At 65.1% G+C, this 16,606-nt stretch carries 16 protein-coding genes and 1 tRNA gene; 7 read left to right on the forward strand and 10 right to left on the reverse strand.

Annotated elements, in window-relative coordinates; genetic code table 11:
- Position 1: 1 nt before the first annotated feature.
- Positions 2–1,549, forward strand: a complete 1,548-nt coding sequence (locus KCTC_RS08270; protein ID WP_125568493.1) for a phytoene desaturase family protein — start codon at positions 2–4, stop codon at positions 1,547–1,549.
- Positions 1,550–1,686: 137 nt separating this feature from the next.
- On the opposite strand, the gene KCTC_RS08275 is transcribed toward KCTC_RS08270, so the two are convergent.
- From KCTC_RS08275 to dnaA, 10 genes are all read right to left on the reverse strand, one after another.
- Positions 1,687–1,760: transfer RNA gene (locus KCTC_RS08275), tRNA-Ile, on the reverse strand.
- A 78-nt stretch (positions 1,761–1,838) separates the two neighbouring features.
- Positions 1,839–2,249, reverse strand: coding sequence for a VOC family protein (locus tag KCTC_RS08280; protein WP_125568495.1), 411 nt, complete (start codon positions 2,247–2,249; stop codon positions 1,839–1,841).
- Complete coding sequence (locus tag KCTC_RS08285; protein WP_125568497.1) at positions 2,242–2,724, reverse strand: DUF3566 domain-containing protein; 483 nt, start codon at positions 2,722–2,724, stop codon at positions 2,242–2,244. The genes KCTC_RS08280 and KCTC_RS08285 overlap by 8 nt, the downstream gene beginning before the upstream one ends.
- Positions 2,724–5,297 (reverse strand): DNA gyrase subunit A, encoded by a 2,574-nt coding sequence (gyrA, locus tag KCTC_RS08290; protein WP_125568499.1) that lies wholly within the window; start codon positions 5,295–5,297, stop codon positions 2,724–2,726. The genes KCTC_RS08285 and gyrA overlap by 1 nt, the downstream gene beginning before the upstream one ends.
- A gap of 16 nt (positions 5,298–5,313) precedes the next feature.
- Entirely contained in the window at positions 5,314–7,413 is a 2,100-nt protein-coding gene (gyrB, locus tag KCTC_RS08295; protein WP_125568501.1) for a DNA topoisomerase (ATP-hydrolyzing) subunit B, read from the reverse strand.
- Between the two features lie 249 nt (positions 7,414–7,662).
- Positions 7,663–8,232, reverse strand: a complete 570-nt coding sequence (locus KCTC_RS08300) for a DUF721 domain-containing protein (protein WP_231998649.1) — start codon at positions 8,230–8,232, stop codon at positions 7,663–7,665.
- The gene (gene recF, locus KCTC_RS08305; RefSeq protein ID WP_125568503.1) at positions 8,222–9,361 is read right to left on the reverse strand and encodes a DNA replication/repair protein RecF; all 1,140 of its coding nucleotides are present in this window, start codon (positions 9,359–9,361) and stop codon (positions 8,222–8,224) included. Before recF ends, KCTC_RS08300 begins: the two co-directional genes overlap by 11 nt.
- Positions 9,362–9,385: 24 nt before the next feature.
- Positions 9,386–10,270: a phosphogluconate dehydrogenase (NAD(+)-dependent, decarboxylating) gene (gnd, locus tag KCTC_RS08310; protein ID WP_125568504.1), complete on the reverse strand. Its 885-nt coding sequence runs from the start codon at positions 10,268–10,270 to the stop codon at positions 9,386–9,388.
- Positions 10,271–10,303: 33 nt separating this feature from the next.
- Positions 10,304–11,443, reverse strand: coding sequence for a DNA polymerase III subunit beta (dnaN, locus tag KCTC_RS08315; RefSeq protein ID WP_125568506.1), 1,140 nt, complete (start codon positions 11,441–11,443; stop codon positions 10,304–10,306).
- 408 nt (positions 11,444–11,851) lie between these two features.
- Positions 11,852–13,315 (reverse strand): chromosomal replication initiator protein DnaA, encoded by a 1,464-nt coding sequence (gene dnaA / locus KCTC_RS08320; RefSeq protein WP_125570086.1) that lies wholly within the window; start codon positions 13,313–13,315, stop codon positions 11,852–11,854.
- A 312-nt stretch (positions 13,316–13,627) separates the two neighbouring features.
- Between dnaA and rpmH the strand changes: the two genes are divergently transcribed.
- From rpmH to rsmG, 6 genes are read left to right on the forward strand one after another with little or no spacing between them, the layout of a single operon-like run.
- Complete coding sequence (gene rpmH, locus KCTC_RS08325) at positions 13,628–13,765, forward strand: 50S ribosomal protein L34 (protein ID WP_125568508.1); 138 nt, start codon at positions 13,628–13,630, stop codon at positions 13,763–13,765.
- A gap of 17 nt (positions 13,766–13,782) precedes the next feature.
- Positions 13,783–14,148 (forward strand): ribonuclease P protein component, encoded by a 366-nt coding sequence (gene rnpA, locus KCTC_RS08330; RefSeq protein WP_125568510.1) that lies wholly within the window; start codon positions 13,783–13,785, stop codon positions 14,146–14,148.
- Positions 14,145–14,390, forward strand: coding sequence for a membrane protein insertion efficiency factor YidD (yidD, locus tag KCTC_RS08335; RefSeq protein ID WP_269461414.1), 246 nt, complete (start codon positions 14,145–14,147; stop codon positions 14,388–14,390). The genes rnpA and yidD overlap by 4 nt, the downstream gene beginning before the upstream one ends.
- A gap of 3 nt (positions 14,391–14,393) precedes the next feature.
- Complete coding sequence (gene yidC, locus KCTC_RS08340; protein ID WP_231998651.1) at positions 14,394–15,356, forward strand: membrane protein insertase YidC; 963 nt, start codon at positions 14,394–14,396, stop codon at positions 15,354–15,356.
- The gene (locus KCTC_RS08345) at positions 15,356–15,844 is read left to right on the forward strand and encodes a Jag family protein (RefSeq protein ID WP_125568512.1); all 489 of its coding nucleotides are present in this window, start codon (positions 15,356–15,358) and stop codon (positions 15,842–15,844) included. Before yidC ends, KCTC_RS08345 begins: the two co-directional genes overlap by 1 nt.
- Positions 15,845–15,861: 17 nt before the next feature.
- The gene (gene rsmG, locus KCTC_RS08350; protein ID WP_231998652.1) at positions 15,862–16,590 is read left to right on the forward strand and encodes a 16S rRNA (guanine(527)-N(7))-methyltransferase RsmG; all 729 of its coding nucleotides are present in this window, start codon (positions 15,862–15,864) and stop codon (positions 16,588–16,590) included.
- Positions 16,591–16,606 lie beyond the last annotated feature (16 nt).

The raw sequence follows: 16,606 nt of genomic DNA on the forward strand, positions 1-16,606 counted from the left end.
CATGACCGATGCCTGGCTCAAGTACAACGCGGTCATCATCGGCGGCGGACACAACGGCCTCACCGCAGCCGCGTACCTCGCCAAGGCCGGACTCACCACACTCCTGCTCGAGCGCGACGACCACCTCGGCGGCGCGACGATGTCTGCGCAGGCGTTCAGGGGCGTCGACGCCCGGCTGTCGCGCTACTCGTACCTGGTCAGCCTCATGCCGCGCCAGATCATCGACGACCTCGGCCTCGATATCACGCTCGCGCGGCGTCGGTACGCCTCGTACACGCCGCTGCCCGGGACTGACACCGGGCTGCTGATCGACCACGGCGACCCGGCGGCAACCGCGGCATCGTTCAATGCCGTCGGAGCAGAAGCCGACGCTGGCGCCTGGTCCGACTTCTACGCACGCACCAGCCACCTCGCCGCCACGATCTGGCCGACCATGACCCAGCCGCTCCAGCGCCGGTCCGCCATCGAACAGGCGATCGGCGACAACGAGATCGTCGCCGACTTCATCGACCGCCCACTCGGCGAGGTCCTCGAAGATACGTTCACCGACGACCTCGTCCGCGGCGTCGTCGCTACCGACGCCCTGATCGGGACGTTCGCCGACGTGCACGAGCCCGACCTGCGGCAGAACATCTGCTTCCTCTACCACGTGATCGGCGGCGGCACCGGTGACTGGGACGTGCCGATCGGAGGCATGGGCGCGGTCGCTGGCGAGCTCCACCAGGCGGCGGCCCGGGAAGGCGCCGACCTCCGGACCAGCTGCGACGTCACCCACGCAGCACCCGACCAGGTCACCTGGATCCAGGACGGCGTGGAGCACACCGTCACCACCGACCACCTGCTCTGGGCGGCCTCGCCCGCGGCGCTCGACCAACTTCGGGGCCAGGAGCCGGGGCTGTACGAAGGCTCCCAGATCAAGGTCAACCTGATGCTCACCCGACTCCCGAAACTCAAGGACGGGGTCGAGCCGGCAGCGGCCTTCGGCGGTACGTTCCACATCAACGAGTCGTACTCACAGTTGCAGGACGCCTACCAACAGGCGCTCGACGGTGAGTTCCCCGACCCGATGCCCGCGGAGATCTACTGCCACTCATTGACCGACCCGAGCATCCTCGGCCCGGATCTCCGCGCCTCAGGCGCCCAGACCCTCACAGTGTTCGCCCTGCACGTGCCCCACCGACTCATCACAGGCACCGACAAGGAACGCGCTGACCTGCAGCAGCGCGTACTCAACTCCCTCTCAGCGGTCCTGGCCGAGCCGATCGAGGACGTCCTCCTGCGCGACGCCGATGGCAACCCGTGCGTCGAGACGAAGACCACCCTGGACATCGAGAACGCGGTCGGCATGACGGGCGGCAACATCTTCCACGGACCGCTCACCTGGCCATGGGCCGAGGAGGACGAACCCCTCGACACCCCGGCTCAACGCTGGGGAGTGACCAGCAAGTACGACGGGATCCTGCTCGCGGGTGCCGCGACGCGACGCGGCGGCGGAGTCAGTGGCCTCGGCGGATATCACGCAGCGCAGGCCGTGCTGGAGAGCCGCTGATCACACCTCGTCAGTCACCTGAGCCCACACCTGAACTGGCGGGGCAGGAGACAGCGAACGCTTCGCGAGGATGGCAGTTGCGGCAGCCAGAGCCACCAGAGCGATGCGCTTCATGGGGCTCCTGGAAGGAGAAGGGGTGGGCCTAGGAGGACTTGAACCTCCGACCCCCACATTATCAGTGTGGTGCTCTAACCGTCTGAGCTATAGGCCCGGGTGGAACGTAGGTGGAAGCCCTACGAACCGAGGTGGAACGTTACCGGAGCGCGGCCCGTACGGACAAAACGACGGATCAGCGCCGCACTTCCTGGAGCACCCAGCCGTTGCCGTCCGGGTCGGTGAAGTCGGCGAAGGAGTTGTACGTGGTGTGCTCCGGGTCCACGCCCGGCTGCCGGCCCGAGGCCGTCATGTGCCGGACCGCGGAGACGTCGACGCCGCGGTCGACCAACTCCGCCCGAGTCGCCTCGATGTCGGTGACGACGAGGTGGAGCCCCTGTACGGATCCGGGCGGCGTGGTCACCAGACCGACACCGAAGGAGACCGAGCATGCCGAGCCGGGCGGCGTCACCTGGACGACCCGGAACGATTCACCCGCGGTGTGGTCGACGTCCAGGACGAATCCGCACGCATCCACGTAGAAGGCCTTCGCCCGATCCACATCGGTGACCGGGAGGAGGACGAGCTCGAGCCGGAACTCAGTCATCTTCCGGTCCGGGGACCTCGCCTGCCAACGTCAGGTTGATGCCACCCACCGTCTCGGCCGCCAGGTTGTAGAGGTACGCCCCCAGGGTTGCGCCGGTGGTCACCACGACAACCTCGACGAGCGACACGACCAACATGAATCCGATCACCCGGAACGTCGACAGGTAGTCCGTCACCGAGAACGTCGAGCCGTTGTTGAGGATCGTCTGGACCGACCGGTTGATGTCGTCCCAGACCCCGATCGCACCCAGCACCCACCACAGCACGACGGTCGCGATCATCATCGCGATGCCGATCCCGATCGAGATGACGAAGGCGATCCGCCCGACCGACCACGGGTCGACGCGTACGACCTTGACCTTGGCGAAGCCTTGATGAGTCTCCGGCGTCACCGAGCGTACGGCGGCCGCGATCCGGCCCATCCGGGTCTGGGTGTCGTCCACAGACTCATGCACGCGGGTGGCGTCGTCGTTCATCAGGCCTCAGTCTCCTCCACGGTCTCGACAGGCTCGACCACCGAACCTTCGTCGCCTTCGGCCTCCTCGTCGGCTGCCTCCACCGAGCGTGCGACCACAGCGACCGTGTCGCCCTTCTTGGGCGACACGAACTTCACGCCCTGAGTATCGCGGCCCGTCGGGCGGAAGTCATCGTTGATCGGGGAGCGTACGACCTGGCCCGATGCGGTGATCGAGAGCACCTCGTCGCCGTCGCGGACGATGAACGCACCGACCAGGCCGCCACGGTCCTCGTTCGCCAGCTTCATCGCCTTGATGCCGATGCCGCCACGGGACTGGGTCCGGTAGTCCGAGATCCGGCTGCGCTTGGCGAAACCGCCGTCGGTGATCGTGAAGACGTACTGGACGTTCTCGTCCGACTCCTCCGCCGCGACATCCTCGGCGCGGATGATCGACATCGAGAGCAACGAGTCGTCACCGCGGAACTTCATGCCCGTGACACCACCCGTGACACGACCCATCGGCCGCAGCTGCGAGTCGTCCGCCCGGAAGCGCACAGACTGACCGCGACGCGACACCAGCAGGATGTCGTCCTCACCGTTGACCAGTTCGGCACCGATCAGCTCGTCGTCGTCCTCGCGGAAGTTGATCGCGATGACGCCGGCCTGGCGCGGAGAGTTGTAGTCACCGAGCTTCGTCTTCTTCACCAGACCCGACCGCGTCGCCAGCACCAGGTACGGCGCCTGCTCGTAGTCGCGGATGGCGAGGACCTGGGCGATCGACTCGTCCGGCAGGAAGCTCAGCAGCCCGGCCACGTGACCACCCTTCGCGTCACGCGACGCCTCCGGGAGGTTGTACGCCTTGGTCCGGTAGACCCGACCGGCCGTGGTGAAGAACAACAACCAGTGGTGGTTGGTCGTGGAGATGAAGTGCTCGACCACGTCGTCACCGCGCAGCGACGCACCGCGTACGCCCTTGCCGCCACGCTTCTGGGTCCGGTACTGGTCCGCGCGGGTGCGCTTGGCGTACCCACCGCGGGTGATCGAGACGACGAGCTCCTCATCGGGGATGAGGTCCTCCATCGACAGGTCGCCCTCGGACGCGATGAACTGCGAGCGACGGTCGTTGCCGAACTTGTCCGTGATCTCGCCGAGCTCGGTGATGACGATCGAACGCTGACGCTCCGGGCGGGCGAGGATGTCATTGAGGTCGGCGATGATGAGCTCGAGCTCAGCCAACTCGTCGAGGATCTTCTGACGCTGCAGCGCTGCCAGTTGGCGCAGCTGCATGTCGAGGATGGCGGTCGCCTGGATCTCGTCGATGTCGAGCAACGCGATCAAGCCGGTGCGAGCCTCGGCGACGTCCGGCGACCGACGGATGAGCGCGATGACCTCGTCGAGCATGTCCAGCGCCTTGGCCAGACCCCGGAAGATGTGCGCGCGCTCCTCGGCCTTGCGCAGCCGGAAGGCCGTACGCCGCTGGATGACCTCGATCTGGTGGGCCACCCAGTTGGAGATGAACTGGTCGATGGTCAACGTACGCGGGACGCCGTCGACCAGCGCGAGCATGTTCGCGCTGAAGTTGGTCTGCAGCTCGGTGTGCTTGAGCAGGTTGTTGAGGACGACGCGGGCGACGGCGTCGCGCTTGAGTACGACGACGAGACGCTGACCCGTACGCGAGGAGGTGTCGTCGCGTACGTCCGCGATGCCCTGGACCTTGCCGGAGTCGGCCAGCTCGGCGATCTTCAGCGCGAGGTTGTCCGGGTTCACCATGTACGGCAACTCGGTGATGATCAGGCAGGTGCGGCCCTTGTTGTCCTCATCGACCTCGATGACAGCGCGCTGGGTGATCGAGCCGCGACCGGTGCGGTACGCCTGCTCGATGCCGGAGCGACCAACGATGAGCGCACCGTTGGGGAAGTCCGGGCCCTTGATCCGCTCGACGAGAGCATCCTGGAGTTCCTCACGCGAGGCATCCGGGTGCTCCAGCGCCCACTTCGCGCCTTCGGCCACCTCACGCAGGTTGTGCGGCGGGATGTTCGTGGCCATGCCGACCGCGATGCCGGCGGAACCGTTGACGAGCAGGTTCGGGAACCGGGCCGGCAGGATGACCGGCTCCTCGGTCTTGCCGTCGTAGTTCGGCTGCATGTTGACGGTGTCTTCATCGATGTCGCGCACCATCTCCATGGCCAGCGGCGCCATCTTGCATTCGGTGTATCGCATCGCAGCCGCGGGGTCGTTGCCCGGCGAACCGAAGTTGCCCTGCCCGCTGATCAGCGGCGCCCGCATCACCCACGGCTGCGCCAACCGGACCAAGGTGTCGTAGATCGCCGAGTCGCCGTGCGGGTGGTACTGACCCATCACGTCACCGACGATGCGGGAACACTTGTTGAAGCCACGGTCCGGGCGGTAGCCGCCGTCGTACATCGCGTAGAGCACTCGACGGTGCACCGGCTTCAGGCCGTCGCGTACGTCCGGGAGGGCTCGGCCGACAATGACGGCCATCGCGTAGTCGATGTAGCTGCGCTGCATCGAGGTCTGCAGTTCGATCGGGCGGATGCGAGCGTCGCCCAGGTCGTTGTTGATCTCAGTCATCAGTCTTCAGTCCAGATCAGATATCGAGGAAACGTACGTCTTTGGCGTTGCGCTGGATGAACGTCCGTCGCTGCTCGACGTCCTCTCCCATGAGGATCGAGAAGATCTCGTCCGCGGCAGCGGCGTCCTCCAGCGTGACCTGCAGCATCAGCCGTTGGTCCGGATCCATCGTGGTCTCCCACAACTCATCGGCGTTCATCTCACCAAGACCCTTGTAGCGCTGGACCGGGTTGTCCTTCGGCAACTTCTTGCCCTGGCCGAGACCGTCCGCCATCACCGCGTCGCGCTCGGCGTCGGAGTAGACGAACTCGTGCTCGTGCGGCTTGTTCCACCGGAGTCGGTAGAGCGGCGGCTGCGCGAGGTAGACGTACCCACCCTCGATCAGCGGACGCATGAAACGGAACAGCAGCGTCAGCAGCAGGGTGTTGATGTGGTGGCCGTCGACATCTGCATCGGCCATCAGCACGACCTTGTGATACCGCAGTTTGGCGATGTCGAAGTCGTCACTCACGCCCGTGCCGAGTGCGGAGATGATCGCCTGGACCTCGGTGTTGGCAAGCACCTTGTCCAGGCGCGCCTTCTCGACGTTGAGGATCTTGCCTCGGATCGGGAGGATTGCCTGTATCCGCGGATCGCGACCGGACTTCGCCGACCCACCTGCGGAGTCACCCTCGACGACGAAGACCTCGCACTCCTCCGGGTTGGTCGACTGGCAGTCAGCCAACTTGCCCGGGAGCGAGCCCTTGCCGAGCAGCCCCTTGCGATCACGCGCGAGGTCGCGAGCCTTGCGAGCCGCGATACGTGCGGTCGCGGCTGCCATGGCCTTGCGGATGATCTCCTTGCCGTCGTTCGGATTCTGCTCGAGCCAGGCACCGAGCTGGTCGTTGACGATGCCCTGGGTGAACCCCTTGGCCTCGGTGTTGCCGAGCTTGGACTTGGTCTGCCCTTCGAACTGCGGCTCGCCGATCTTGAGGCTGATGATCGCGGTGAGGCCCTCACGGATGTCGTCACCGGTGAGGCGGTCCTCCTTCTTCTTGATCAGACCCCAGGTCTCGCCCCACTTGTTCATCAGGGTGGTGAGCGCCGCCCGGAAGCCCTCTTCGTGCGTACCGCCCTCAGGTGTGTTGATCGTGTTCGCGAAGGTGTGGACGCTCTCGTTGTACGTCGAGACCTGCCACTGCATCGCGACCTCGAGGCTCATGTGGTTGTCGACCTCGGGGCCGGTCTCCGCCTCGAACGAGATGATCGAACTGACCGGGCTCTTGCGCTTGTTGAGGTGCTCGACGTAGTCGACCAGCCCGCGCTCGTACAGGAAGACCTGCTCGAGTACGCGCTCCGCGCCTTCGGCCGCGTGCAGCTCATCGGCTTCGTGCTTGGTGTCGTCGACGTACTCGGCGTCCTCCTCCAGCGCCTCGACGATGTCGGCCACCTCGGGCCGCTCGTCGCGGAGCACGATCGTCAGGCCCTTGTTGAGGAAGGCCATCTCGCGGAACCGGGTCGAGATCGTCTCGAGGTTGTATTCGGTGGTCTCGAACGTGTCCTTGCTGGCGAACCAGGTGACGCTCGTTCCGGTCTTCTCGTCGTCCGCGAGGTCGCGGACCTCGCGCAGGGCGTAGTCCGGGGCGCCGTGGGTGAATTCCTGCTCCCAGAGCTTGCCGCGGTTCTTCACCTCGAGGTGGAGCTTGCTCGAGAGCGCGTTCACCACGGAGACGCCGACGCCGTGCAGACCGCCGGACACCTTGTAGCCGCCGCCACCGAACTTGCCACCGGCGTGCAGGACGGTGAGCGCGAGCGTTGCCGCCGGCAACTCCTGACCGGGCGCGGTCCCGGTCGGGATGCCTCGACCGTTGTCGTCGACCCGGACGCTGCCATCAGCCTGAAGGGTGACGGTGATCGTGTCGCAGTAGCCGGCCAGTGCCTCGTCGACGGAGTTGTCGACGATCTCCCAGATCAGGTGGTGAAGGCCCCGTACGCCGGTGGAACCGATGTACATACCGGGCCGCTTGCGTACGGCCTCCAGACCTTCCAGGACCTGGATGGCGGAAGCGTCGTACTCGACACCTTCGACCGTTCCCGACCCCTTGACCTCGCCTGCGGGCTGGTTCTCGTCGACCACTCCGGACCCCTTCTGTACGCGAATCGGGCCGACCCTGCTTTGCGCACCCTGGTGGTGCACACGTGAGGGGCTGGCCCGGAGGCTCAGTTTAGCCTTCAAGGGCCCAGAACCGAGTGAAGTGCGTACGGAATCTGGGGATCTGGGACGAAAAGTGTCCCTCTGTGGCCAAAAAATGGCCTTTCGCGGCACTTTCCAGGGTCCAGACGACTCCCTATACGTCCCTCCCGCCGCTGACGCGCCCACGAGCGATCATCCGTAGGTGTCGCGCGGCCCTCTCCCCTTGACCGAATAGCGGCCCTTTTTCCACGTCGGTCCCTGGGGTCCGACGACGGCGATCGCGGTCACCGTGCCGTGGCCGAGTTCGTCGTTGAGACGAGCCACGATCTGGGGCGCGAGCAGGGTCAACTGCGTCGCCCACGGCGTGGAATCCGTACGCACCGTGAGCACGCCGTCGTTGAACGACTCGGGTGTCGCATGCTCGCCGATGTCGTCCCCGACGAGCTCGGTCCACCTTCCGAACAGGCTGTGGACCCGCAGGTTCACGTCCCACCCGTGGTCGCCGATCAGGCGCTCAAGGAGGTTCTTGACCAGCTGAGGGTCGCGGTCGTCCGGCCCGCTCCCGGTCGTCCTGGTGTTCCGGATGGGGTAGCTGGTGCGCAGCCGGGCGCGGGTCGCCGGGGTCGTGCCCTGGACCACGCGGTTCATGGTCCGGGCGAGATCCAGACCGTCCACCTCGTGCTCGTCGTCGACCTCGGCGGGCTCGGCGGCGTCTGCATCGTCTGTTGATCCCGTCGAAACCACCGGGTCGTCAGGATTCACGTGAAACCTCGCCCTCCGACACCCGGTACCGCACCGCGTGTTCGCCCAGCGACTTCGGTACGTCCTCCGCGACTGCCGCCGTCACCAGGACCTGCTCGGCTCCAGCGACCAACTCGCCCAATTGCTCGCGTCGAGCCGCATCGAGCTCGGCAAACACATCATCAAGAATCAGGATCGGGTCGTCGCCCTCGGAACGCAACAGGTCGTACGACGCCAACCGGAGCGCCAACGAGAACGACCAGCTCTCGCCGTGGCTGGCGTAGCCCTTCACCGGAAGGGTCCCGAGCTCGCAGACCAACTCGTCGCGATGTGGTCCGACGAGCGTGATCCCGCGCGCGAGCTCCTCGTTGCGTCGGGTGCCGATCGCGAGCAGCAACGACGTCTCGATCGACTCAGCGGCATCGCCTTCCGAGATCGCTTCGACGCGCGGCGCGTACGCGATCTTGGCGTCGTCACGGGTGGACCCCTTGGCTACCGTCGCGTACGCCTCGCCGAGGTGAGGCCGTAGTGCGGCGACCAGCTCGAGCCGTGCATGAGTCAGCTCGGCACCGAGTCGGGCCAGTTGCTCATCCCAGACCAGCAGGGTATCGAGCGCTGCTTCGCGCGAGGAACCCCGGGCGAGGCCAGCCGTCTTGAGCAGCGAGTTCCGCTGGCGGAGCACCCGGTCATAGTCCGACTTCGTGCCCGCGAGCCGCGGAGTACGCAGGACCAGCAGGTCATCGAGGAACCGTCGCCGCTCGGACGGATCGCCCTTGACGAGAGCCAGATCCTCGGGCGAGAAGATCACGGTGCGTACGAGGCCGATCAGGTCGCGCGTACGCGGGACCGGCGACTTGTTGATCCGTGCACGGTTGGCGCGTCCGGGATTGAGTTCGATCTCGAGCGTCGCGGAGCGACCGTCCCTGATCACGGCGGCGCGGACAACAGCCTGATCCGCTCCCTGCTTGATGAGTGGGGCGTCGGTCGCGACGCGGTGCGATTCGAGCCGCGACAAGTAGTCGATCGCCTCGACGAGATTGGTCTTGCCTTGTCCGTTGCGGCCGATGAACGCCGTCACGCCCGCCTCAAGCGGCACGTCCGCCGAGGTGTACGACCGGAAGTTGTGGAGGGACAGGTGGGATACGTGCACTAGGAGCCGTCCATGAGCCGGAAGCTATTCGCTTCGGACAGCATGGCCGCCGAAGCCGTTGCGCATGGCCGCGATTGCCTTCATTGCGGGCGAATCGTCCTGGCGGGAGGAGAAGCGGGCAAATAGCGAGGCTGAGATCGCCGGCATCGGCACCGCGTTGTCGATCGCGGCCTCGACGGTCCATCGGCCTTCGCCGGAGTCCTCGGCGTAGCCCGCGATCTTGTCGAGATGTTCGTCGGCGTGGAGTTGGTCGACGAGCAGGTCGAGCAGCCACGAACGGACCACCGTGCCCGTCCGCCAGGAGGCGAAGACCTCCGGCACGTTCTCGACGATGTCGACCTTGTCGAGCAGTTCCCAGCCCTCGGCGTAGGCCTGCATCATCGCGTACTCGATACCGTTGTGGACCATCTTGGCGAAGTGGCCAGCCCCCGGCGTCCTGCCCGCATGGACGCAGCCATCGGTGGTGTCCGCGGGTTTGAGGGCGTCGAACGCCCATTGGACCTTCGCGACATCGGCGTCGGATCCACCGAACATCAAGGCGTACCCGTTCTGCAGACCCCAGACGCCACCGGAGGTACCGCAGTCGACGAACCCGATCCCCTTCGTCGCCAGGTACGCAGCGTTCTCCGCATCGTCGGTGTACTTCGAGTTGCCACCGTCGATGACGACGTCGCCCTCGCCCAGCAGATCGCCGAGCTCCATGATCGTGGAGAGTGTGGGGTCACCCGCCGGCACCATCAGCCAGACGATCTTCGGGCTAGGCAGCGCATCCACCATCTCCTGCAAGGAGTGGACGTCGGCGAGGTCGGGATTGCGGTCGTACCCCACCACCGTGTGTCCGGCGTTGCGGATCCGGGTCCGCATGTTGCCGCCCATCTTGCCGAGTCCGACGAGTCCGAGCGTGGCCATGGCGTACTTCCTTGGGTGGATCGTCGGGGTGGATCAGTTCAGCAGGCGACGCGGCATCAGGAGGTAGCGGAACCCCGGGTCATCCTGGTCCTCCGCCGGCTTGCCACTGATCACCACGGGCTTTGAGGCCTGCGTGAACGACAGGACGACCTCGGCCTCGTCGATCGCACCCAAACCATCGAGCAGGTACGCCGGGTTGAAGCCGGTGGTCAGCGACTCACCGTTGATGACCGCCTCGACGGACTCGGTCGCCTGGGCCTCGTCGCTGGAGCCGGCGTCGAGAGTGATCCCACCGTCGCCGAACGTCATCTGGACCGCGGTGTTGCGGCCGGCGACGAGCGCCACGCGCTTGACGGACTCGACCAACTCAGCCTTCGAGACCACTGCGGTGGTCAGGTGCTCGGCCGGGAACAGCGCCCGGACCTTCGGGAACTCGCCGTCGAGCAGCCGAGTGGTGGTCCGCCGTACGCCGCCGGCGACCTGACCTTCGAAACCGATGATCCCGTCGCCCTGTCCACCGGCGCTGAGCGCAATGGTGATCTCCGAACCCGTGGTGAGGCTCTTGGCTGTGTCGGCCAGGATCTTGGCTGGCACCAACGCGGCGAAGCTCGCGTCGGGAGTCTGCGGAGTCCAGGTCAGCTCGGTGCTGCTCAGACGGAAGCGGTCGGTCGCCAGGAGTGCGATGGTGTCGCCCTCGATCTCGATCCGGACACCGGTGAGCACCGGCAGCATGTCGTCGCGACCGGCCGCGGTGACCGCTTGGCTGACAGCGTGCGCGAAGTCGTCGCTCTTGACCGTGCCGGAGGCCGTCGGCATGTCCGGCAGGCTCGGGTACTCATCCACGGGCATCGACGGGATGCTGAACCGCGCGCTGCCACAGGTGAGCTGGACGCGGGAACCGTCGAGCGACACGTCGACCGGCTTGGCCGGGAGGGCGCGAACGATGTCGGCGAGCATGCGGCCGGGCACCAGGACGGTGCCTTCTTCGATGACGTCCGCGTTGAGCGTTGCCCGCGCAGAGGTCTCGTAGTCGAACGAGTTGAGGATGAGGCCGTCACCGGCCGTGATCATGAGACCGGCGAGAACTGGCTGGCTGCCGGGGCGGGTCGGGAGAGTACGCGCGGCCCAGGCCACAGCGTCGGCGAATACGTCGCGGTCAACGCGGAACTTCACGTCGCATGTCCTTTTGTTGTCCAAAGGTCACACCCGCGCGGCTAGGCCTGCAGGTATGCGGACTTGAATCCTGCCACGAGTACGGAAGGGACGCAGCCACGAGGTGTGATGCCAGGCCGTTGGATTGAAGGTTTTCCCCAGATCGGGCGGTTGGTGGTGTTTTCGGGATCTTGGACCTAGTAACAGTACGTAGGAGTAGTAGGGCCTGTGGATCCTGTGGATGAAGGGCGTTTGTGCAGGTCATCGTGGGTGTGGGTGTGGGACGTACCTGTGGATCAAGGACGCATCGCGTGGCCCGGCGTGTGTGCGAACGACACGTTGTGGAGGGGCGTTGCGAGGACTCCGCAAATCCTCCCCGTGTAGTTCGTACCTCCGGGGTGGGGTTTATCCACAGGACGTGGCGTGGTCTCAACCCTGTCGGGCCTGCAACTTGATCCGGTTCGTCAGCTCGGTGACCTGGTTGAACACCGCGCGACGCTCAGCGAGGAGTTGGTTGATCTTCCGCTCGGCGTACATCACCGTCGTGTGGTCGCGCTTGAACTGCTCACCGATCTTCGGGAGGCTCAGCTGGGTCATCTCGCGGCACAGATACATGGCGATCTGTCGTGCCATGACCAGGTGTCGCCCACGGCTCGGCCCGGTGAGCTCCTCGATAGAGAGGCCGAAGTACGCCGCCGTCTGGGCGATGATCAGGCCGGCCGTGATCTCGGGCTCAGCACCTTCGGGGATCAGATCCTTGAGGACGATCTCCGCCAGCGTCATGTCGACTTCTTGACGGTTGAGGTTGGCGAACGCGGTTACACGGATGAGTGCGCCCTCGAGCTCGCGGATGTTCGTCTGGATCTTGGTGGCGATGAATTCGAGTACGTCCGGCGGCGCGGACAGCCGCTCCATCGCTGCCTTCTTGCGAAGGATGGCGATCCTGGTCTCGACGTCGGGGGGCTGCACGTCGGTGATCAGGCCCCACTCGAACCGGTTGCGGAGCCGATCCTCCAGCGCCTCGAGTCGCTTCGGGCTCCGGTCGGACGTCAGCACGATCTGCTTGTTCGCGTTGTGGAGCGCGTTGAACGTGTGGAAGAACTCTTCCTGAGTCTGGGTCTTGCCCTCGAGGAACTGGATGTCGTCGATCAGCAAGACGTCGACATCGCGGTAACGACGCTTGAAACGGTCCTGTCGGTCGTCGCGAATGGCGTTGATGAACTCGTTGGTGAATTCCTCGCTGGAGACGTACCGAACCTTCGCGCTCTTGTAGAGCGACCGGACGTAATGACCGATCGCGTGCAGGAGGTGGGTCTTGCCCAGGCCACTGTCTCCGTAGACGAGCAGCGGGTTGTACGCCTTGCCCGGCGCCTCGGCGACAGCGACGGCGGCAGCGTGCGGGAAGCGGTTGCTGCTGCCGATGACGAAGGTGTCGAACGTGTACTTCGGGTTCAGGCGCGTCTCGATCGGACGCTCGATGTGCTTGGGCCGTTCATGGCTCGGCGTCGGAATGAAGACTTCGTCAGCCGATCTAAAAGTCGATAAAGCACTTTGTTCACTTGTCGACAGATCTACGAGCTCATGTCTGGGTTCGGGAGCCGGGCTCTGGTCGGTGTCGAGGCTCGAGTCGACGGTGACCGCAATGCTGATGGGTCGGCCGAGCAGGGAGGTCAGCGCGTCGTCGATCTCGGCACGTAGCCGGCCCTCGAGTTGATTGCGGGCGAACTCGCTCGGCACTGCGATGATCGCGCTGCTGCTGTGAAGGGCGACCGGGTGTCCCATGCGTGCCCAGGCGGATTGGTTGGGCTGGAGCTCATCGACGACCTTGGGCCATGCCGCAATCAGTTCGTCGGTGCCGGCGCTATTCGCGTCCACGCTCTCGTTCCCTCCCAGGTGCGTACGCCCCCAAGGTCCCGAGTCAGTTCTCCACAAGGTTGTCCACAGAATGTGGGGTTGCCAAGGGGAAGGGGGCAATCCCTGCGAACCTAGACGCTCCGGCAGTGTGCAGCAACCCTTATCCACAGGGTGGAGACTTGTCAGAGGACGTCATTCGGCGTGTCTGTCGGTGCGTTCGGCAGTTTGACCCGGCGGAGTGGTAGCGCGTACCGTTTGGCGGTCGCTGGAAGGTCATTCGTGACCGCCGCGACCATTGACTTCGACCATGGCTCCGGGCAATTTCCGGGGCGAGAAACAAGGGGTAAACCCATGAGCAAGCGTACGTACCAGCCGAACAACCGTCGTCGGGCCAAGGTGCACGGCTTCCGCCTGCGTATGCGCACCCGGGCCGGCCGCTCGATCCTTTCGGCGCGCCGCCGCAAGGGCCGCAACAAGCTCGCTGTCTGACGGTTCTCGCCAGACTCGTGCTGCCGCGGGCGCATCGGATCACCGAGCCCGCCGAGTTCCGCACAACTGTGCGCGCCGGCAGGCGATGCGGTGGGGCTCTGCTCACCGTTCATCTCGCGTCACCTTCTGTGGATGACACAGGTGAGGCTGACGCTGCTCGAGTCGGTTTCGTCACGTCCAAGGCCGTTGGTTCGGCCGTCGCCCGCAATCGGGTGAAGCGGCGGCTGCGTGAACTCGCTCGGACCGAGCTCGATTCACTTCCGCCTGGGTCGCGCCTGGTCGTACGTGCTCAGCCCGCGTCCGGCGCTTCCTCGTATGAGGAACTTCGCGGGGAGTTCCGACGTTGCCTCGATCGAGTGCTGTCGTCTGGGAGGACCGTGTGAAGTACCTCCTGATCGGGTTTCTCAAGGCGTACCGGACTGTTGTCAGCCCGATGTACGGCCAAGTCTGTCGCTATCACCCCTCGTGCTCGGCGTACGCACTTGAAGCTGTCCAGGTCCATGGATCTGTCCGCGGCGTCTGGCTCGCCATCAAGCGACTCGCTCGCTGCCATCCATGGGCTCCCGGGGGTTACGACCCGGTGCCTCACCGTCGTAACACCTCAACCATGACTCAAGGAGTCTGATCCGTGGGCGCGTTATTCCATGCCATTGCTTTGCCGCTGTATTGGGTGATCTCAGGGATCCTGGTGCTCTGGCACAAGATCTTTGCGTTCTTGCCATCGGAGGGTTGGGCCTGGGCGCTCGCCATCGTTGGTCTGACGGTCACGATCCGCGCCCTCCTCATCCCGGTGATGGTCAAGCAGATCAAATCCATGCGCAACATGCAGCTGATCCAGCCGCAGATGAAGGCCGTGCAGGAGAAGTACAAGCACGACCGTGAGCGCATGTCGCAAGAGATGATGAAGCTCTACAAGGACAACGGCACGAACCCGTTCGCCTCGTGTCTTCCGATCCTGATCCAGATGCCGATCTTCTTCTCACTGTTCGCGTTGCTGCGGCACGCGGTTCAGGGTCATGGCAACGGCTTCCTCAGCGACAGCGCAGCCGCCTCATTCGGCCAGTCGCACTGGCTCGGCACGCTTCTGGGCGCCTCGCTCACCAATACCCACGGCTACCACAGCACCCAGATCATCGCCCCGGTGCTTGTGGTGCTGATGACGCTCACGCAGTTCCTCACGTCGCGCCAGATCCTCACCAAGAACATGCCGCCGGCGGCGATGACTGGCCAGTACGCGCAGCAGCAGAAGATCATGATGTACGTCCTGCCGGTGGTCTTCTCGGTCGGTTCGTTCGGCTTCCCGATCGGCTTGATGCTGTACTGGACGGTCTCGAACCTGTGGACGATGGGCCAGCAGTACGTCGTGATCAAGGCGTCTCCGACGCCGGGTTCACCCGCGGCCATCGCCAAGGAGAAGCGTGACCGTGAGAAGGCCGCGCAGAAGGGCGCCGTGGCAACCACGAGCAGCGCTGTGTTCAACGGTGAGGAAGCCGTCGAGGCTCCCCGTGCGGCGCAGCGCGCTCAACCCAAGCGCCAGACGAAGGCTCAGCGCCAGTCCGGCACCAAGACTCCGAAGAAGAAGGACGACTGATGACTGAAACGACTGAAGCAGCCGCTCCCGCCCTGAAGTTGCTCGAGCGCGAGGGCGATATTGCTGCCGACTACCTCGAGGGCCTGCTCGATATCGCTGACCTTGATGGCGATCTGGACATGGACGTGGACGGCAACCGGGCAGCGGTGTCGATTGTCGGTGCTGACCTGGCGCAGTTGGTGGGCGACCATGGCCAGGTGCTCGATGCCCTCCAGGAGCTCACCCGCCTCGCCGTGTACCGCGAGACCGGCGAGCGCTCGCGTCTGATCCTCGACGTATCCGGGTTCCGGGCTTCGCGCCGTGAGGTGTTGACCGCGCTGGCCTCTGAGGTGGTCGCTCGGGTCAAGGAATCCGGCGAGAAGGAGTCCCTGAAGGCGATGTCTGCATATGAGCGGAAGATCGTTCACGACGCAGTCGCTGCTGCCGGCCTCACGTCGGAGTCTGAAGGCGCCGAGCCGCGCCGCCGCGTCGTAGTCCTCCCAGCCTGACGTTTCACGTGAAACCAGTGACGACCGAACTCCCCGACATTCCGGAGGTCGGTCGTTCGCTGTTTCACGTGAAACAACTGCCTCTGGTTGAGAAGTACGCAGCCTTGCTGGCCACTGACGGTGTCATCCGCGGGTTGATCGGGCCACGTGAAGTGCCCCGCCTGTGGGATCGACACATTCTCAACTGCGTCGTGATGGCTGATCTGTTGGTGACAGATTCGACTCTCGCCGACATCGGTTCGGGCGCCGGCCTCCCTGGCCTTGTGCTGGCTATCGCGCGGACGGACGTGCGAGTCACGCTGATTGAGCCCCTGCTGCGCCGGACCACCTTCTTGTCCGAGGTAGTTGCAGAGCTGGCTCTCGAAAATGTCGAAGTCGTGCGCGGACGGGCGGACGAGCTGCATGGCAAGCGCACCTTCGACGCGGTGACTTCGCGCGCTCTGGCACCTCTGCCGCGGCTGCTCACGTGGTCGATGCCGTTGGTGGCCCAAGAGGGCAAGTTGCTCGCCCTCAAGGGATCGAACGTCGCAGATGAACTGCAGGAGGTCCGTGACGTTCTGCAGCTCGGCAGGTGTGCGGAGCCCGTCATCCACACGCTGGGCGGTTCCGACGGGTTGTCCACAACACATGTTCTTCAGGTGGCCTGGGCAGGTCCGCGCTCGGTAGATTGGCCCCCTACCCACAGAGCAGCCGGATCTGGTGCTCGTGGTCGTACGTCACGTCAAGGTTCGGGTCGGCGCAGATAGCGCCTGGCTTATCCAC

This window comes from Nocardioides baekrokdamisoli (assembly GCF_003945325.1).
In the GTDB taxonomy this organism is placed as follows: Bacteria; Actinomycetota; Actinomycetes; order Propionibacteriales; family Nocardioidaceae; genus Nocardioides; species Nocardioides baekrokdamisoli.